General features: G+C 47.0%; 14 protein-coding genes and 1 pseudogene. 6 read left to right on the forward strand and 9 right to left on the reverse strand.

The window, feature by feature from the left end:
- Nucleotides 1–18: 18 nt before the first annotated feature.
- The 4 genes from LCW13_RS10845 to LCW13_RS10860 all read right to left on the reverse strand — a co-directional run bounded on the left by LCW13_RS10845 (nt 19) and on the right by LCW13_RS10860 (nt 4,611).
- Nucleotides 19–996, reverse strand: a complete 978-nt coding sequence (locus LCW13_RS10845; protein WP_225346881.1) for an EpsG family protein — start codon at nt 994–996, stop codon at nt 19–21.
- Between the two features lie 19 nt (nt 997–1,015).
- Nucleotides 1,016–2,113 (reverse strand): glycosyltransferase, encoded by a 1,098-nt coding sequence (locus LCW13_RS10850; RefSeq protein WP_225346882.1) that lies wholly within the window; start codon nt 2,111–2,113, stop codon nt 1,016–1,018.
- 64 nt (nt 2,114–2,177) lie between these two features.
- Nucleotides 2,178–3,164: a hypothetical protein gene (locus LCW13_RS10855; protein ID WP_225346883.1), complete on the reverse strand. Its 987-nt coding sequence runs from the start codon at nt 3,162–3,164 to the stop codon at nt 2,178–2,180.
- Between the two features lie 145 nt (nt 3,165–3,309).
- The gene (locus tag LCW13_RS10860) at nt 3,310–4,611 is read right to left on the reverse strand and encodes a lipopolysaccharide biosynthesis protein (RefSeq protein WP_176677346.1); all 1,302 of its coding nucleotides are present in this window, start codon (nt 4,609–4,611) and stop codon (nt 3,310–3,312) included.
- 120 nt (nt 4,612–4,731) lie between these two features.
- Between LCW13_RS10860 and LCW13_RS10865 the strand changes: the two genes are divergently transcribed.
- The gene (locus LCW13_RS10865; protein WP_176677347.1) at nt 4,732–5,736 is read left to right on the forward strand and encodes an IS30 family transposase; all 1,005 of its coding nucleotides are present in this window, start codon (nt 4,732–4,734) and stop codon (nt 5,734–5,736) included.
- Between the two features lie 134 nt (nt 5,737–5,870).
- Here LCW13_RS10865 and LCW13_RS10870 read toward each other — a convergent pair whose 3' ends face one another.
- Entirely contained in the window at nt 5,871–7,166 is a 1,296-nt protein-coding gene (locus LCW13_RS10870) for a sugar transferase (RefSeq protein ID WP_225346884.1), read from the reverse strand.
- 134 nt (nt 7,167–7,300) lie between these two features.
- Here LCW13_RS10870 and LCW13_RS17575 point away from each other — a divergent pair, with 134 nt between their 5' ends.
- Together LCW13_RS17575 and LCW13_RS17580 are read left to right on the forward strand one after the other, a co-directional pair.
- Nucleotides 7,301–7,456, forward strand: a complete 156-nt coding sequence (locus tag LCW13_RS17575; RefSeq protein WP_455580286.1) for a hypothetical protein — start codon at nt 7,301–7,303, stop codon at nt 7,454–7,456.
- Nucleotides 7,457–7,517: 61 nt separating this feature from the next.
- Nucleotides 7,518–7,688 (forward strand): hypothetical protein, encoded by a 171-nt coding sequence (locus tag LCW13_RS17580; RefSeq protein ID WP_455580287.1) that lies wholly within the window; start codon nt 7,518–7,520, stop codon nt 7,686–7,688.
- A 273-nt stretch (nt 7,689–7,961) separates the two neighbouring features.
- On the opposite strand, the gene LCW13_RS10880 is transcribed toward LCW13_RS17580, so the two are convergent.
- Nucleotides 7,962–10,199, reverse strand: a complete 2,238-nt coding sequence (locus LCW13_RS10880) for a polysaccharide biosynthesis tyrosine autokinase (protein WP_176677348.1) — start codon at nt 10,197–10,199, stop codon at nt 7,962–7,964.
- 866 nt (nt 10,200–11,065) lie between these two features.
- Between LCW13_RS10880 and LCW13_RS10885 the strand changes: the two genes are divergently transcribed.
- Nucleotides 11,066–11,377 carry a transposase gene (locus LCW13_RS10885; RefSeq protein WP_225346885.1) on the forward strand — a complete coding sequence of 104 codons (312 nt, stop codon included), beginning with the start codon at nt 11,066–11,068 and terminating at the stop codon, nt 11,375–11,377.
- A 448-nt stretch (nt 11,378–11,825) separates the two neighbouring features.
- Here LCW13_RS10885 and LCW13_RS10890 read toward each other — a convergent pair whose 3' ends face one another.
- Nucleotides 11,826–13,244, reverse strand: coding sequence for an IS1380 family transposase (locus tag LCW13_RS10890; RefSeq protein WP_088743481.1), 1,419 nt, complete (start codon nt 13,242–13,244; stop codon nt 11,826–11,828).
- A gap of 66 nt (nt 13,245–13,310) precedes the next feature.
- Between LCW13_RS10890 and LCW13_RS10895 the strand changes: the two are divergent.
- Nucleotides 13,311–13,955, forward strand: a pseudogene (locus tag LCW13_RS10895) (IS3 family transposase); the annotation flags it as partial.
- A gap of 21 nt (nt 13,956–13,976) precedes the next feature.
- On the opposite strand, the gene LCW13_RS10900 reads toward LCW13_RS10895, so the two are convergent.
- Nucleotides 13,977–15,233 (reverse strand): ISL3 family transposase, encoded by a 1,257-nt coding sequence (locus LCW13_RS10900; RefSeq protein WP_225346886.1) that lies wholly within the window; start codon nt 15,231–15,233, stop codon nt 13,977–13,979.
- A 1,628-nt stretch (nt 15,234–16,861) separates the two neighbouring features.
- On the opposite strand from LCW13_RS10900, the gene LCW13_RS10910 reads away from it, so the two are divergent.
- Nucleotides 16,862–17,997 (forward strand): IS3 family transposase gene (locus LCW13_RS10910; RefSeq protein WP_404813624.1). Its coding sequence is split into 2 segments (ribosomal slippage): nt 16,862–17,120 and nt 17,120–17,997, totalling 1,137 coding nucleotides; the frame shifts between segments, so codons are not numbered across the junction.
- Nucleotides 17,998–18,061: 64 nt separating this feature from the next.
- Here the strand turns inward: LCW13_RS10910 and LCW13_RS10915 are convergent.
- The gene (locus tag LCW13_RS10915) at nt 18,062–18,457 is read right to left on the reverse strand and encodes an integrase core domain-containing protein (RefSeq protein ID WP_176677350.1); all 396 of its coding nucleotides are present in this window, start codon (nt 18,455–18,457) and stop codon (nt 18,062–18,064) included.
- Nucleotides 18,458–18,903 lie beyond the last annotated feature (446 nt).

Genomic DNA, 18,903 nt, shown 5'->3' on the forward strand with positions numbered 1-18,903 from the left:
TTTATAATAGCCTAGAGATTAAGACCAATAATCTATACCTCTACCCCACCCAAAGCCTGGCTCACCTAATCTGTCTGTCCACTGAATAAAGAAGAGAACAGCTATCATGCTTATAAAAATTAAAAACCTACTATTCCTTAGCTTTAATCCAGAGAGCAGGACTATCAGTATTGCACTTTCAAATATCCTAGCTGATACAGGAAATAGCAAATAGGTTGAAGTATAAAATACTAGTATATATGTGGCTAAACTATTATTTTTTATATATTCACTCCCTTGGGATAAGAAAATCAATAGACACATAGACCAAAATACAAGTCCTAATCCACTGGCATGAGTCATTTGTAATTCATAACGCTCACCTTGTCTAGCTCCTAATTTGCTAGCTAGCCATAAGCTTAAGATAGATAGCGAGACTGATATTATGAAAAACAAAATAACTTTTATCCCGTACGAAGCTCTGAAGTAGCGAAATGCTTCAGTTATGTATATAAAGAATACTATGAAAAAAAAGGAGGAGTGTACAAATGGTGTAATTAGAATTAGATAGATAGACTTGTCTTTGTTAAAGCAAAAATAGAAATACAAGAAAAGTGCTATAGCTAAACCTTGTCTAAGGTGAACTATGTTATTTTTTACAACTTGAGGCATTAGCAAAAATACAATTAACAAGATAAAGTATTTTTTTTCTGTTATCAAAACCACATATGAACTTAAAAAAGCAGAGAAAAATATGATGACTCTAAGGGTGTACTCCTGGTTTAAAAAAGATGATAAAGATACATTAACTAGCAACCATATTGGTTCGTTTGTTAATAAGCTTAAGAAACCATTTGACATATAACCAAGAAGAATATTATAAGAATTCTCAGCATAAAAAAGATAATTCACCCTATCGTAAAACGCATCTATAGGTAGACAGAAAAAAATAAAAGCATACAATAAAGCAAATAATAAACTGGCTAATTTCCAAATATAATGAGAACCAACATTCATTTAAGTTACTGCCTCAGATTTATAATTTGAAAAAATCAATATATTGCTTTGAGATGTACTCTACTTCATATTGCATAGATCTTGAAATTAATTTTTGCCTGTCAATAGGCAGCGTATATACTTCAATTATAGCCTGGCTAAGTTGTTGTGGATTTTGTATATCGACTAATGGGCCATAGTTACCGTTATCCAATATTTCCACCGGGCCGCCTGCACATTTAGTAGATACAACTGGACAACCTACAGCCATAGCTTCTACAAGAACATTACCAAAACCTTCATATATAGACGACAATACAAATATATCATGCTTGAATATTAGTGATAAAGGCTCTTTATTTTCCTCTACAAAAGTTACTTTTTCCTCAATTTTTAAATGTTTAGCATATTCTTTTAACTCTGATTCTTGTTGACCTTTTCCTAAAATTGTTAAATTTATATCATGGGTATCCAATACAATACTAATTGCCTTTAAAAGAGTCTTAAAATCTTTCTGCTCATGCAAACGACCAATAGCCACTACTTTTATTACACTATCGGATTTTTTTATTTTATTTTTTAAGTAATATTTATCAGCGTCTTCTTTGAAAAAGACAGGGTTAGAAATTATAGTGGAACTACTATTATTAATTCCAACCTTATGCAAAGACATCAAAGTGTCTTTTGAGTTAGCAATTAAGCCGGTACATCTTCCATATATAAATTTAGCTAAATTTAACAAAACCTTATCGAAAAAGTACGCTTTTCTTGGTACTAATACGTTAGCCTCTCTTACGAACAATTTAGTTCCGGTATGCTTACCACCTGCTAATAACCAAGCTAACCCTACTGCTATATTTATATGTATTAAGGTCGATATCATTACATCAGGCTTATTCTCTTTTATATATTTGTACATTTTGTAAACACTAAGCGAAGCCTTAGTATTTAAATTAATTACTTTAATCCCTTTTTTTATTAATTCATCTAAAAACATACCTTTTTTTTGAAATAGAACTACTTCTACTTGATATTTATCTAATTTGGTAGCAGCTATAGCAAGATTTAGTATTACTCTTTGAGCTCCACCAGCTCTCATATTCGACACAATAAAAGTAATTTTCTTACTTTGACACATTTATTACACTCACTTTGATTGTTGTAGAAATACTACATATACTAAATCAGTTTTCTGTGAAGCATTAGTTAAATTTTTTACGTACTTTATTAATAACTTCTACTAAACATTCTTTAATATAGATAGGGAATAGTTTTTGGTAATACCTTAATTTTGGTTTAGCCAATATAGCTAATCTTGAAACACTAATATGGCTATTAACTTTTTTGATTTTCCAGAATATCGGATCATCAATATAAAGTGACTTAACAGCTTTTAGGAGAGTATTTCTATTATAAGTATTATGAGAATTCTTAGCTTTCTTAGACCCGTGGCGAGTATCTTCCTTGAGTAAACTTAATGGTGATCTAAGTGCGGCCAAATGAAAACCATGGTAAGGTCTAAAATTAGTTAGTTTCTCTCGTATATTCTCGTTAAATGATTCATCCAATATTTTATATAGAACCCTTTCATCCACACCTACTTTATCGAACTCATCAAATTCAGTTTCTAACTTAGCACTATCATAAAAATAACAGTGCGACTTTATTTTACTGAAGTATATATCTGTTTCAAAAAAATGGAGCCCAGTCAACCGATCCTCTTTTCTTACAGCATTACTAAAAGGTAAACCTGTTAACTTCATAGAATCGATATGCTGCTGCGATAAAGCGGGCTTTTCAGGTACTATAAAAAAGTCTATATCTCCTATATAGACGTAATCAAATCCCTGGAAGTAATTCTCATTTATAAACCATCTTAGTGCGGGCTTGGCATGAGGATATTTCGATTTTGAAAGCACTTCGGTTGATGTTGGAAGATCGTCTGAATTTAATTCGATAATTTTAAAATTATTAGATATTTCAGCTTCTATTATTTCTAATGCTTGAAGTACATTATGAGATAGAGGATCATCTACAAAAACATAACAACTATAGTTAGGATAAGACTTTAAAACAGAGTATATATAAAAAGGTATAAATACTTCATAGCTTCCAAACACATAGCATGCTACGCACACTGATCGTTTATCATTTGAAGATGCATACAGAGGGGTTGATTCTTGAAACATAGTAGATTCTCTATTTAGTTTATAACTTCTTAAGAAAAATAGCCTAAAAAAGACTAATATTCTTGAAAATTAAAATTTATTCACTAGCGTATTCTGTTGAAGTTAAGATCAGCAAGTGTATACAAATCACTATTGACAATGATATTTAATTAGCATTTTTTCCCCTTTCTATACCATACGTATAATAAAGGACATGCACCATAAGCAAAATATTCATTACACTACTTACTATGCAATATATCGCTATAGCAAGAACAGCATCCTCAAATAAGTATATCCCAATAAACAGAGCTACTAATGTAGAAGCTAGATAAAAAACACGATACATTAAATATACTTTTTGTAACTTTAATGGCGCTATCGCTCTTGTGCAAGCTGCTGCACTAAAAGCAGTGAATAACCAGAGGCTAATCCACTGTGCGTATAAGCCAGAATCAGCCCATTCAATACCAAAGACAAAAGTAAATATTTCAGGCCCAGCTATCATTACAATTGTATATGGTAACAAGGATAACAAGCTTAGAGCTATAGTGAACTTAACTAAAAAATCAAACGGATTATCTAGTTTTTTTACCTTATCGGTAAACTTAGGGAAAAATACATCTCCAACTGCTTTAGTTAGCAAAAACCCAGGCACCGCTAAGACCGTTTTAGCCATTACATAATAACCTGCTGCAGCACTACTCAAGAAGCTAGCAAGTATTATGACAGGTAGATTTCTAACCATAGCACTTAAGAAAGATTCGGGCATTCTATAAATCGGAAAATCAGAATATTTTTTAGCTAGATCTAAAATTATAGGCTTTATCTGAGATGTTGGTCTTAAAAAAAATATCAAATTATTTTCATTAACAGGCTTTACCTGCATAACTATCTTTGTTAATATTCCTAAAAATGTTGCTGATATTAAAACCCACACTGTTGGACTAAGTAACCCAAATCCTATTTTAGTACCATTAACGACTAAACTAGAAATAAAGTTAGAACCACTTATGTAACCAAAGAAGTTTTCTTTTATTAATATATTTTCAGAAATTTGATTAAGCGTAATAAAAAAAATAAATAATGGTACAAAATATAGCCATGTTTCAATTTGTATATTCCACGGTGTAAACTGATCGATTAATGTTACTAGGCCTAAGGCAATAATAATAATTAGAGAAATTATTGCTCCAGACATTACCGATATCCAAACCATACCAGCAGCTTCTCTTCTATTATTAGCTAGTACAATTGCTACCGGATATGAAAAACCTGCTATAGGTGTTAATATTGCCAATATTGATTGAAAACTACCTAACATACCAATATCAGAGGGAGTAAATAGTCTACTTATAATAGGAATAGCAAGCATTGAGATTAATTGCGCACCGGAAGCTCCTACTAACATAGCTAATATATTCTTCACTATTTTGCTTCTGAACAACCCATCCTTGATATATCCCATAAAGTCTGTTCCATAAGCAAATACAACGGAATAAAGGCACTAAACCGATTGATAAATCTCTATACGCCGGCGGTCTCAATGACCAAGTGCAACACGTGACCCATCAGGTACGGTGTTGCCATGAACCACTGCTATCGCCATCTTTCTGCTGAAGACCGAGCCGCCATCATGACGATGAGAGCGACTCACTCGATCCGAGCTATCGCCCATCATCTGGGCCGTGCACCGAGTACCGTGTCGCGAGAAATTGCTCGCCACTCCATCAATGGCTACGATGCCAGCCTCGCAGGCTACCGGGCCCGCCTGACACGCCATCGGCCCCGTCGGCGTCCCAAGCTGCACCCCGACAGGGAGTTGTTTGAAGTCGTGGTCCATCTGCTGCGCAAGTACTGGTCACCGCAACAGATAGCCCGCACACTGAAGCGCATGTCTCCCAACGATTCATGTCGACAGGTCTCGCATGAGGCCATCTACAACGCGCTCTATGTGATGCCCCGCGGCAGCCTCAAAAAGGAACTTATCGCCTGCCTGCGACAAGGCAACGGCAAACGCCGGCCACGAAATCGTGCCACGGATCGGCGCAACCAGATTCCCGGTCTGGTTAGCATCCACGCGCGACCGCCTGAGGTCGAAGATCGTTTGATGCCTGGCCACTGGGAAGGCGATCTCATCATCGGTGCCAACAATCGCTCTGCCGTCGGTACGCTGGTGGAACGCACCACGCGATTGGTGATTCTGGCGAAAGTGGATGGCACCACCGCAGCGGCCGTTGGCTTCAGCGACAAGCTAAACGAGGTGCCGCGATCGCTGCGCTTGTCCATGACCTACGATCAAGGCAGAGAGATGGTGAGACATGCCGAGATTACCCAGAAGACCGGCACGGCGATCTACTTCGCTGACCCGCATAGCCCTTGGCAGCGAGGTTCAAACGAGAACACCAACGGGCTGTTGCGGCAGTATTTGCCAAAGGGCACGGATCTCTCCGTCTACAGCCAAGAAGAGCTCGACGAGATCGCCGACTCACTGAACACACGGCCTCGCCAGACACTGGACTGGCGAACCCCACTGAAAGTCTACGCCGAGATGCTCAAGAAATCCGTCGGCGGTCCGAGCACCCTTCAATAGCGTTGCGCTTGGAACTTGAGACCGCCGTCATTAATCTTAAAAAAAATCTATCTATAAGACTTTAACATACGTAGGTATCGCAATCATCAACTATTTAAAATCAACACAGAGTGCAATAAAAAATATAACGACGATTAACGACTACCTTTGCCAGTAAGAACAATGCGAACTGTACGCATTATTACTAGTATATCTAACCATAAAGAAAAATTCTTAATGTAGTAAAAATCGTATTCTAACTTCTCTACCATACCATCAATTTCAGCTGCATATCCCTGTTCAACTTGTGCCCAACCAGTAATTCCGGGTCGTACAACATGCCGATAATGAAAGAATGGCACATCTTTCTCATACCATTTTGTCAAACTCATTGATTCTGGACGCGGGCCTATCATGCTCATGTCGCCCTTTAATACGTTGAATAATTGAGGAAGTTCATCCAAGCGACATTTACGAATGAAGTGCCCAACACGGGTGATACGAGGATCATGGCCTTCTTGGGTGAAACCAGTGCCCTTCATGTCAGTATACATACTACGAAATTTGTAAACTGTGAAGGGACGACAATGGAATCCCATACGCTGCTGACAGAATAGCGCTTTACCAGGGCTATCCAGACGAATGGCAAGTGCAGTCAATAGCATGACGGGAGCCAGCAACGGAATAAGGATCAGGGCAGCGAAAATGTCCATGCCGCGCTTGATGACTTCATAGTCTTCACGCGGGGTGAGTGAACCAAACTCATTGGCATAGAGATGATCCAACAGTACCTTACCGGTAATCATTTCATGTGCCTGGGTGGCGTGATACACCGGAATACGGTGTATCGTGCAATCGGCAAGAAAACGCTGCCACTCTTCAGGGAGGTCAGCATGCAAGTCCGCGACTACTGCATCGATTCGCTTCATGCCTGCGAGAGTTGGTGATTCCATTTGATACCAATACACTGATTTGCTCTGATCACTGCACAATACTGATGCCTTGCCAAATGGCACTACTGCCATACGTTTGGTATTCACCTTACTGTCGATATAGTAGAAAGTACCACCAAAGATGATAGCCAATGCAAAGGAAATTCCCACCTGAAGGCGTGATACCTCAATGTCTAGCATACCACAGATGACAACAAGTAATGTATAGGATGCTGCAACTGTTGGAATCACATACGTGAAAGATCGTGTCCCTGGCAATTGACAAAGGCGATTTATTAGCTTTATTGATAATGAAAAGGAAGCTGCTGTCCCCAATATAGCATTCCACTGCGCAGATGTGGAAGTATTCCAAAAATCAATACCCCAACGGTACATGGCCGGTAAAATAACAACCAACAATACACCAAAACATGTTTGTAGCCTTTTGCTAGCTAATAATCGTTCATAATGTCGTGAATAGCGACGTTGATGCTCCATTGCAGTGCTCACCTCTTTCATGACATGTCCCTACGGTATTAGGTTTTGTACGAAAAGCCTTTTTGCTAATGTGGTCCATACACATCCAGTATAGGTGCGGTATGACAGGACGCTACGAAGTCTCTGATAGCCAATAGCAATTGATCGAAGACATTGTGTCATTGGACCAAGCGATGGGCAGGCCCAAGAAAGATGACAGGCAGATGCTGAACGGCATCTTTTGGGCCCTCTGCTCTGGCGCCAAGTGGCGCACCTTTCCGTTAATCATGGCCATTGGTGTACTGTCTACGCCGGGTTTCGACAGGGCGTGATGAGGTCATTTTTGAGACGGTCTTGTCGCGTCTCCAACTACGGCTTCACGAAGATAGGCTGATGGATCTGAAAACCTGGATGATCGGCTCAACTACTGTTCGTGCAGCACATGCCTCCGAGGGTGGAAGCAAACAAAGGGGTCTGCTGGGGAATCTCATCCGGCCACTAAAACATTGCCGCGACATCGTGGCAGACAAGGGCTATGACAGTGATGAGTTGCGCCGTTACTGAGATTGCGTTCGAATCAAGCCGATCATCGCTCACCAAGAGATGAAACGAAAACCGTGTCCAGGTCTCTCACACGGTTTCGATAAACCCATGTATCGTCTGGGTACATCGTAGAGCGCTCTTTCAGTTGGCTGAAAGAGTTCCGTCGCATTGAGACGTGATATGAGAAGTTGGCTCGCAGCTTTTATGCGATGGTATGCATAGCTTGCATACTCCGATGTCTACGAGCCGACTTTTCGTATAGAACCTAGATTATATCTAAAATTATAGATGACCTTAGATATTATAACAACTACTACTCTGCGAATAGATGTTAGCAGCCTTGCGTTCTACAGCATTTAAAACCCCGCCATTCACTGTTATTCCACAAACTTCTAGCCGCTTCAGCGAGGCCTCTATTTCCTTGGACGAATTTACCTCAAACCGTGATACCAAAAGTGTAGTACCCACAAGCTTACCAATGACGGCTGCATCAGTTACTTCTAGAATGGGTGGAGAATTTATGATTACTAGATCATAATTCTTACTAACTGTATCCAAAAACTCCTTGAACTTGTCTCTCATTAACAATTCCGAGGGATTTTGAGGGATATTACCGCGTGCTACATAGTAGAGTGGTTCATGTTTAGATACTGGCCTTATAACCTCTTCCAGCGCTTTTTGTCCTACAAGCAGGTTACTCAGACCGCATTCAGAGCTTTCATCAAAAATAGAATGTATATGGCCCTTACGCATATCTGCGTCTACTATCAATACTTTCTTGCCAGCTTGAGCACAGACTGCAGCCAAATTAACCGTAATAAAGCTCTTTCCAATACCTGAGCTAGGGCCTGCAACCATTAACGTATTAGAACTAGATTCGCGCATTGCGAAATGAAGACTGGTACGTAGTACTCGTAACGACTCTATAGCAAGGTCCGTAGGGGTACTCATGTACAATAGTTTATTATCAAACTTCTGAGCACGCTTATTCCATAAGGTTTTTTTGTTTCGATTTGATTGACTTTCTACGCCCGAAAACGGGATAGTAGCGTATACTGATAAACCCAGCATTTCCAGTTGGTCTGGCGATTCCACACTACTTCGAAAGCCGACACGTAATAGTATAATCCCTATGGAGAGCATCCCTCCGATTAGTATCGCAATAGTCAACAACATAGTTTTGCTTAACTTAACGTTCTGCGGAGAGACATCTACAACATCCATGATACTGATATCACCTATCATGCTAGCCTTGAAGACTTTTATCTCTTGCACTTTATTTAACAAATGTACGTAGTTTGCTCGAAGTACTGCCACATTGACTGAAAGGCGTAATGCTTCCTGGTCCGTGTCGCTCAGCTTTTCAACTCTGTCATTCAACTTTTTTAATTCACGTTCTCGCTGTGCTATTCTATCCAACAATGCGGCATATGTTGATTGACTTGGAATATAATATTTAGCGAGCTCGGTCCCCATTAACTCTAGCTGATTAACTTGAACTTCAATATTAATGATGCGATCTAAAAGGACTTTAGCCTCCAAAGAGAGTTCCTTCTCATCACTATGCGAGGCTCTCAAAGCCTTCAGACGCGATTCCGCTTTACCCAGCTGGATCCGTAATCTCGGCAACTGCTTCTCAAAATAACTGAGAGAGCTGGGAATTTCTTCACTTTGAAACTGAACGTTCTGTAAATAATATAGATCCCTTATCGCATCCAAGGTACGCTGTAGCTTGGGAGGATGCTCACCATTCAACGTTAATGACAGTATTCCTGTGTTGTCGCCGACCACTGTTACGGAAAGTGAATTGCGCAAATTGTCGACCACCTGCGCACGACTTGCATGAGTTAACACAAATTCTGCGCCCGGAGCCGCATGCAAGGAAGTTATACGCAATTGAATCTGACCATCGACAAAACTATTCAGTTGATTAATACTCCCTTTACCTAGCAGCTCCCCCTCCTTGAGCAGCTCATAATGTCCAGCATCAACAACACGTAGAGTAAAATTATCACCGATCATGGCCTCATCAATAGGCATTTCACTTATGGTAATGCTCTCGTTTGCCCAAGTACTCGCCCACCCTTGAGCAAAACTAGGCCGCTCCACTCCATGCCGCATGAGCAAGTTACCCAATACCGGTAAACGCTTTGGAGTGACATTGATGTCCAGATTGAGCAGGTCTATCACGCGGCTCAAGAGCACCCGGGATCTAATGTTCTCGATCGCAATTTCGGACTGAGAAAGCGGCTTCTGGACCAATTTTTGATTGTTGTTTGTTAGTGAATTGCTTGAAGTTTCACCCACAACTTGTATCTTGGCCTCTGCCTTGAAGGCTGGTATAGGCGTGAATATTGCGCTATAGATCAGCGCTAGAATGGCAAACAGAGCTGTGGTCGCAAATATCCATACCTTGTGGTCGATCAGGATGCCAAACAAACGCCCCAGATCAATAACATCCTCATCTGTGTCACGTCTGGCAGAATCTTGCACCCCGCTCGTGGTTTTATAATAATTTTGATTTTTATTCATATTACACCCTTCAAGTATATCTGCTCTTATGAGAGCTAGTAATAGTTGGTAATTAAGAAAGAGGTAGGCTTGCTTGCCCGCAGATTCTGAGTGCAACACCTGAGTTTATCTGTAAAGCATTACGCTCATATTATACTCAGAACTAGGTGTATGGGTCCCAGAAAGTAGTAGATGAGATGTTGATAGTATCGCTCAGGATCATCTTGCCAACGCTCAAGAATGAAACCAATGGGTATTTCCCCCTTGAGCGCTCGCAGAGCGCCGAGCATTGTTATAATGCCCAAAGATAGTCCTTTAGGTGGACACTAAGCTCTTCTAAGGTTGCATAATGGATGCTGCGGGAGTGGCTTCCTTGATCGTATTTTTTTATCCGTTCAACCTACCCGTTTGTCCAAGGATGGAAAGGACATATCAGGCGATGTTCGATGCCATGTCGATGGTAGACCACGCCGAACCAGTGTGGCTTGTTGGTTTCTGTTCCGCGTCGCTTAGCGAATTGCGCACAGTTGTCTGGCAGCACGGTGTGGGCCCGATACGGTAGCTGTTACAGCGTATCTTCGAGAAACTCAGCGGCCTGTTCCCGCTTGGCCTGCCGTTAAAGCCGGGCATGTACGAATTTGGAGGTACGATCGACCGCCACGAACAAATACGCCTTACCTTCATCGATACGGACTTCACAGATGTCTATATGTAGGTAACCGATCGGGTAATGTTTGAAGGATGGTTTGTCCCTCGTTTCAGGGATTGACGAGGTATCTGATTGATACCGTGATGCGCATACAGGCGAGCCAGGTGGTGTAGTGGCACAGTGAATCTGGCCACCTGACTTTGAGTGTATGATGGCTCACAGAGACAATCAGGTGCAGATGATGACGAAGAAGAGAACGTTTAGCCCAGAATTTCGCTTGGAAGCGGCCCAGCTCGTGGTCGACCAGGGCTACACGCTGAAGGCGGCGTGTGAGGCCATGGGGGTTGGCAAATCCACCATGGAGTATTGGGTTCGCAGGCTTCGCGCTGAGCGGGCAGGCAAGGCGCCGCTGAAAGGTGAGGCTCTGACGCCGGAACAGCGTGAGATCCAGGAACTGAAGCGCAAGCTGCGGCGAGTGGAAGAAGAGAAGGCAATATTAAAAAAGGCTACCGCTCTCTTGATGTCGGACTCCCTGAGCAATTCTCGATAATCGAGCGACTTGAAGAGAGCTACGCGGTGCAGCACTTGTGTCAGGTGTTTGGGGTGCATCGCAGTAGCTACCGGGCTTGGCGTAGTCGGGATAGAAGACCTTGTGAGACTGAGCAGAAGCTGCTGGATCAGGTTGTCGAGGCGCATACCGTCAGTAACGGCTCTGCCGGCGCTCGCAGCATTGCAAAAATGGTCACGCAGGCAGGAATACAGTTGAGCCCGCCTTATTCACGAGTGCCCTGATCGGGCGGCTTGAAGTGGCTGGCCGTTGGGTTCTCGCACCAGGGGCGCTATCTACGCCGTAACGGCCCGCTGAATCATGCCCAAATGCTGCTCTTCTGTCGTATCTATATAACGTTCAGGAATTAATCACGCCGTTAAAGCAGCCGTCATCGTCGACCGTCGCTGCGATCGCTCGATTCTTGAAGCTATGGTGGTTGCGCCGAACGTCAGCTGAGCGCGGTCAGCTTCGGCAGCCCCTTCAGCAAGGCAGGCCACCATTTATCAGCCGCATCGCCGAGGTGAACGGTGATGCGCCGAGCGTGCAGCGAGAGCGTCGCCGCCACCTTGAGCACCTGTTCACGCATCCGGCTCAGGCTCCAACCCTGCCGGGTCTGGCGCCCCAGCAAGCAGCGAAGGCCATGCAGAACCTGATAGGCGTAGAGACTCAGCAACAGGCTCACCTCATTGCGGGCCATCACGTCCTGGACGGTGGAGGCACCGCGATCGGTCGACGAGAGATGCACGTCGAGCGCCGACTTCACCTCGCCCATGTGCGCTTCGGCGCTGCCGCGCTTGCGATAGAGTGCCAGGATCTTCTCGGGCGGCCAGTCGAACTTGCCGAGGTTGGTGACCAGGAAGAAGGCATGCAGCAGCAGGTCATCGGGGCGTTCCTGAACCACCAGCACCACGCGTCGTGGCGTTGGCCAGGTACCGGCCTGGTATTCAAGGTCGTGGCACCACTCCCGAGGCTGCTCAGGTGGCCGGCCGCGTGGCCGCTTCAGGTAGGGCGCTGCCAGCGCCTGCAAGCCCTTGTGGCTGCGCAGCCGGCCCAGGTACTCGATGCTGCGCTTCTCCAGCGCCTCCAGCGTGTCGTTGTCGGTGAAGCCAGCGTCGATACGCACCCGAACCTGGGCGCCGGTGCTCTCGTTAAGCCGCTTCACCAGGTGCGGGATCCACGTATCAGCGTTCTCGGCGGGGCCGGCGTTGCCCTCGCGCAGCAGGCCGCCGACCATGTCGCCAGTTTCGGCCAACGAGGCGACCAGCGGCGAATAGATCCGCGTACCGTAAAGGCCATGATAAGCGGAACCGCCCTGGTGCCCATGGACCTCAATCGGCAGGCCGTCGATGTCTAGCGTCAGCTGCTTGGGACGCTCGCCGTTCTTCAGCGAGGTCAGGCGCCAGGCCACCAGCCGCAGCAGACCTTCATGCACGGCATCGATGTTGTCGTTGTGTCCAAGGCAGGTCAGCAGCCGCGACAGCGTGGCTTGGGACGGCCTATCCTGGACCAGTGGCGTCATGCCGCGCGCATCACTGCAGGCCAGCTGCCAGAGCGGATCACGGCGCAGCGTGTCGGTATCGCTGAGATCGATCCACCCCATCGCCCGCTGCAGCACCAAGGTGCGTATCTGGCTGGCCAGCGAGTGGCGAATACGCAGCGGATGGCGCGGATCGACCAGGTTATCTTCGAGCGCCTCGATCACGCCACTGCTGTCGAGGGCTTCGCGCAGCAACAATGCGCCGCTGTCGCTGGTGGTGCGGTGGCCGCTCAGCTCGACACGGACAGAGCCGTTGCATGAGGGCGTCCAGGTCGTTAGGGTTTCACCCATGGCGAGTGGTCCTCTTGAATCGTGTTCTGGCAGGAACATCCTGATTCTACAAGAGAAAACCACTCGCCATCTTCGTTTTCAGGTCGGCCTCATGAATAAGCCGGGTTGAGTCGTTATCGGGCCAGCAGGCGGATGAAGCAGCTGGGGCTGATGAGTTCGCAGCCGCCGAGGCACGCCTACAAGAAGGCTGATCAGCCACACCTTGATATACCGAATGTTCTTGATCGGGAGTTCGATGTAAAGGAGCCTAATCAGGTATGGACCGGCGACATTACCTATAATATTTGGACAGGGGCACGCTGGGCTTATCTGGCAGTCGTCATCGATTTGTATGCTCGTAAACCCGTGGGGTGGGCATTGTCCCTATCGCCGAACACGGAGTTGGTAAAAAAGGCGCTGACCATGGCCTACGAATCGCGTGGAGAGCCACAGAATATCCTGTTTCATTCGGACCAGGGGTGCCAGTACACCAGCCGGGCATTTCGGCAGATGCTCTGGCGCTACCGAATGACGCTGAGTCTCAGTCGCCGTGGCAATTGCTGGGACAATGCCCCAACAGAGCGCTTCTTCAGAAGCCTGAAAACGGAATGGATACCAGAGATCGGCTATCCCGATGTTGCTGCGGCGAAGCGATCTGTCACTGATTATATGATCGGCTACTACAGCAGGCTCAGGCCGCACAAGCATAACGATCGGTTACCACCGAACTTGGCAGAAAAGAACTACTGGAATGCTCAAAGCTCGGTGGCCAAAAAACGGCTCTTCGACGTTTCATGTGGATTTGGCTTCATCCAGCATGCGCCCCACGGGGCTGCCGATCAGGTAGATCATCGCAATGAAATTGCTTTCGTTTCGGTAGCCGCGAGCGCGAGATCTGGCAGCCTGAAAGAGGCCGTTCATGCCTTCCAGACGTGCGTTCGTCAGGCCTGAACACCAGCGCCTCACAACCTGGTCGGCATGTCGCTCCAACGTATTGAGTGCTTTTGCCATTGGCTTGAGGAGCGTGTGGCCGGCGACTGCCTCACGCATCACATTGAGGTAATTCGTGATGCGCCAACGAGCCCCGCGCGCTGTCGGTGCGCGACGAATCCACCTCAGCTTTTCCTTGATAATCCATGCATTCGCGGTAGCCCCTTGGTCAGCAACCAGCTCCCGGAGGGCGACCAGCTGCTTTTCCGTCAGGTTGTGGTTATCCATGCTTTTCAGCACTGCCCAGCGCAGGGCCTTGGGATGGGTTTTTTCTCGACGTTCCCGCTTACGCACTTCATCCAACGCCTTGGTGAACGTCTGCACGATATGGAACCAGTCAACCGTCACTCGAGCATCAGGAAGATGTTCAGCAGTGCCATTGAGGAAGGCCGGCGACATGTCACACACGACTTCAACCACATTGCCCGGGGCGCCGCCATGTGCCTCTAGAAAGGCGCTGAACGCCTTGATCGTCTCTTTGCCACGTCCTTGGACAGCAAAGATCACCGGCTCTTGTTGGCGTTGCATATCGAGAAATACGGTGACGTAACGTTGCCCTCGACGTGATGCCGTTTCGTCTACCCCGACATTGGCAACCTGAGAAAGATCCAGGTCTCCCAGCATACGGCCTACGTAATGATGCACGATGCGCCACAAACGCTTGTCAGTGACTTCCAATTGCCGAGAGACGGCGAGCACAGGCATCTCCCTGACCAACGACATGGCAGCCTGTTCAAACAACAGTGTGAAACCACTATCAGGGCGAGCCCAGGGCACCTCGACTCGCTTGACGCCGTGCTCTGGACACCGGGTGCGAGGGACGCGGGCATAGAGATAGCAATGATGCTGGAAGAAGTTCAGGTGTCGCCAGGACTTGTCGGCAAAGTCATGCGCCGGGCATGCCTTGCCGCATTCCGGGCAGGCATAAAGGCTCCCCCGGTCGGCTTCCACGTAAAGCTCGAGACGATGCGGAGATGACGTGGTATCCAGATGCTGGTCCTTGAGTTTCCAAGGCGCTTGCAAGCCCAAGCCAAGGGTCAGGACCTGAGTACCATCCATGTCAATTCTCCAGTCTGTTCGGGGCCCATATCCTGGACCATTCCAGGGCACTAATTCCACACCTGGCGTCGAAGAGCCCAAAAAACACTTGACCACTACATGGTGCGCCGAAGGTGATCGCAGCAGTCTCCTCAAGATCTGTCAAAGAGGTAGAGTTTGGTTGCTTGCGCCCATGCGTTCATCTTCCACGGAATGGCGATAGCGCCATTTACGCACCGTTTTAGGATTAAGGTTATAGCGACGGCTCAACTCCGCGATCGAAGCTGACGATCGCTGCATGTCTTTTCGGATGGCGTGCATGGTCTTGGCGCGTTTTTTAAATACTTGAGCCTTTGATCCTCCTTTGATAAAGGTTCACACCATGGACCATTATCCCCTGGGCTAACCACCTAGCCCACACAGAAAGTGCTGCGGAAGCCAGACACGCTACCGCCCTGAGATATATGACGGCTCTTATCCCAAGGCCCTATCACGCCCTATCAGCACTGGCGTGACTGAGCTGCTCTCTCACAGAAACAGCCCTAATATGTAATATAATCTCACTTACTTAAAGGCTTTCTGAAATCAAAGTAAAAATCAGCATCTATAAAACTCAAAATATTTTCGCTTTCAATGGAGGATGGTACCACATGATGAGCCTCATTATAAAGGGGGTGACACGAGCAGCGCTTTCCAAGATAATCGAGACATAAGTTAGCTATAGCTCATAAAAATCCTAGCTTATAAGGTGCCACCTGAGTTGACTACACAACTGCACTCTACGTATGGGGCAGAGCAGGCAACTGAGTGCATACATACTTATCAAAGCATTGTACATCCCAATGCACTCCTCCAAAGCGTAACCCTTGGGTATCAATACCGATATGTTGCGAAAACCCAACTTGAAACATACCCCATCAGCAAATGCCGAGCACATCTTAAACTAAATTTTATTATTACGATCTCTGAGAGTTGATGTACTGCCTGCAATCTCCTACTTCAACTTTCACCTTAACAAAACATACATTGTCTTTAGTAATCAAACATCAAAACTAAGTTGGCTGCTGCAAGCAGCTAGGCCCCTTGACAATATGAATAGGCGATCGTCCTCTACAGATCTTGCTCTGAACGCCACATCCGCCTTTCAAGGACAGACGGACCAAGCTCCTCTCTGTTATGGATAGCTGAGGAGGGTGCCATGGGCGCGCAATGTAAAGCAAAATGTGCCGCGCTCCTCTTCCCGCCCATCGTGCTTCTTTCCCAGTATGAGTTAAGGAGACTATCAGTCTCCTCTCACGCTCGCACCCTGTAAACGAGCAATAAGGCAACGATTATGCACAATCCCTTTTGATTTGTCACTTATGCACCTGGTGATCGCATGGTGGCTTCGTGCTCACCAGCTCCATCCGCCTACTGACTCGATAACGACTCAACGATGTTCCAGTCTGCGTGCCCATTTTGGCAATGCGCAAGCGTCGGCAAACCATGGCTGACAACACATGTCTAGACAACCTGAAATTGCAGGCTTTTCTCCATCTCGCAAGGGTTTTTTACCGCAATTACGTCAGGCCCTGTAGCTGCTGTGAAGTGGTCCCCGGAATGCGGACCAGGCGCTAAGCTCTGATCAGACCGACCAGGAGAGCTTGATCATGAGCAGGAAACGTCGACAGTACAGCGGTGAGTTCAAAGCCAAGGTAGCCCTCGCCGCCCTCAAGGGAGAACAGTCCACGTCGGAGATCGCGGCCCACTTCGAGATCCACCCCACCATGGTGAGTCAGTGGAAACGCGAACTGCTGGACAACGCCACCGGCGTCTTCGAGAGCAAGAGTTCCGGAAAAACCGCCCAGAAGACCCAGGAGGAGATCGATACACTCTACCGCGAGATCGGCAAGCTGACGGTGGAACGGGATTTTTTGTCACGCGGGCTCGGTCGTTGAGCCGGGCCCAGCGCGTGGCACTGGTCGAGCCGCAGGCGCCCGACATCAGCCTCCGGCGTCAGTGCCAGCTACTCGGTATCAGTCGCTTCTCGATGTACTATCAGCGCAAGGCGCTACGGGCCTATGATCTGGAGCTAATGCGTCTGATCGACGCGGAACATCTGCGCACACCGGTCTATGGCTCACGACGGATGTCAGCCTACCTCAATCGCCTGGGACACGCAGTGAGCCGCAAGCGCGTTCAGCGACTGATGCGCGGGATGGGGCTACAGGCTATTTATCCGAAGCCATGCACCAGTCGGCCAGGCACGGGACATCGGATCTATCCTTACTTGCTGCGAGGGCGAGTCATCGACCGTCCCAATCAGGTATGGGCGACTGATATCACCTATATTCCTTTGGCGCGCGGGTTCATGTACCTGGTGGCCATCATGGACTGGCACAGCCGTCGCGTGTTGGCCTGGCGGGTCTCCAACACCCTGGATACAGACTTCTGTATCGATGCTTTGGAGGAAGCCCTGGCGTGCTATGGAAAGCCCGAGATATTCAATACAGATCAAGGCTGTCAGTTCACCAGCCAGTCGTTCACCGAAGTTCTGGAAGCCCATGATGTCCGGATCAGCATGGACGGCAAGGGACGCTATCAGGACAACATATTCGTGGAACGACTCTGGCGCAGTGTGAAGTATGAGTGCGTTTACCTGAAGGCTTTCGAGAGCGGCGCCCACTTGCGAAGGGATCTGAAGCGTTACTTCGCTTGGTACAACACGGAGCGGCCCCACCAAGGGCTAGACGATGCTACACCTGATGAAGTGTACTTCTCTCAACCACTGACCCAGGCGGCCTGACGCCGATGATGACCTGATCCGAGCTTAGACGACCCGTCAGGTGGTCCAATGGATGGGGTCCACTTCACTGCGGCCTACCCCAAATACTTGATACAAGTGCTGTGTATGGTCCCGGAAAATAGGATGGGATGTTGATAGAATCGCTCAAGATCGTCTTGCCAACGTTCGAGAATGAAACCAAAGGACGTTTCCCCTTGAGCGCTCGCAGCGATCGAGCACTGTTATAGCCCCAAAGATAGTCCTTTAGATGGGCGCTAAGCTCTCCTAAGGTCGCATAATGGAAGCTACGGGCGAGGGCTTCCTTGATCGTATGGTTTATCCGTTCAACCTGCCCGTTGGTCCACGGATGGATAGGACGTATCAGGCGATATTCGATGCCATGTCGATGGCAGACCACGTCGAACCGGTGCGGTTGTGGGACTCGAGCCTTGAGTCCTCCTCCGATATCGGTTGATACCATAGACCGTTACACCTCGGGACTGAACACCTAATATTTCCATCTCGTCCTTCACTCGTAGAAGCTTGCGCTTCAGCTCTTGGATCTCACGCTGCTCCGCTGTGAGAGCTTCACCTGCTGGCGGAGCTTTTCTTGTGCGCTCACCCTGAGGTCTTCGATCTCAATATTTCATGGTAGATATGCCAACCCCCATAGCCTCAATCGTAAGTTCAGCCTGTATGACATGACCAGCTATCGCGACATGGATGACTACTGGCGCGGCTTCGCTTCCCTGGTCTGGAAGTGAACGACGCCATGAGATGGTCTTTGCCGCGCGGCGGTCTACGTAAAGAGCTGACATACGTAATAGTGCGATAGCTGCACTCACAAGAAGGCCCCGATCCACAGGATCGGGGCCTTCTTTCGCATCAGCTTCGTACAGATAACTGAGCAGTTTACCGGCTCATGTT

This window comes from Cobetia amphilecti (assembly GCF_020217465.1).
Lineage (GTDB): Bacteria > Pseudomonadota > Gammaproteobacteria > Pseudomonadales > Halomonadaceae > Cobetia > Cobetia amphilecti.

Coding starts and splice junctions, on each gene's coding strand:
- LCW13_RS10845 (WP_225346881.1), bottom strand. CDS start 996: ATGAATGTTGGTTCTCATTATATTTGGAAATTAGCCAGTTTATTATTT.
- LCW13_RS10850 (WP_225346882.1), bottom strand. CDS start 2,113: ATGTGTCAAAGTAAGAAAATTACTTTTATTGTGTCGAATATGAGAGCT.
- LCW13_RS10855 (WP_225346883.1), bottom strand. CDS start 3,164: ATGTTTCAAGAATCAACCCCTCTGTATGCATCTTCAAATGATAAACGA.
- LCW13_RS10860 (WP_176677346.1), bottom strand. CDS start 4,611: ATGGGATATATCAAGGATGGGTTGTTCAGAAGCAAAATAGTGAAGAAT.
- LCW13_RS10865 (WP_176677347.1), top strand. CDS start 4,732: ATGAACCACTGCTATCGCCATCTTTCTGCTGAAGACCGAGCCGCCATC.
- LCW13_RS10870 (WP_225346884.1), bottom strand. CDS start 7,166: ATGAAAGAGGTGAGCACTGCAATGGAGCATCAACGTCGCTATTCACGA.
- LCW13_RS17580 (WP_455580287.1), top strand. CDS start 7,518: ATGGATCTGAAAACCTGGATGATCGGCTCAACTACTGTTCGTGCAGCA.
- LCW13_RS10880 (WP_176677348.1), bottom strand. CDS start 10,199: ATGAATAAAAATCAAAATTATTATAAAACCACGAGCGGGGTGCAAGAT.
- LCW13_RS10885 (WP_225346885.1), top strand. CDS start 11,066: ATGATGACGAAGAAGAGAACGTTTAGCCCAGAATTTCGCTTGGAAGCG.
- LCW13_RS10890 (WP_088743481.1), bottom strand. CDS start 13,244: ATGTTCCTGCCAGAACACGATTCAAGAGGACCACTCGCCATGGGTGAA.
- LCW13_RS10900 (WP_225346886.1), bottom strand. CDS start 15,233: ATGGATGGTACTCAGGTCCTGACCCTTGGCTTGGGCTTGCAAGCGCCT.
- LCW13_RS10915 (WP_176677350.1), bottom strand. CDS start 18,457: ATGGTATCAACCGATATCGGAGGAGGACTCAAGGCTCGAGTCCCACAA.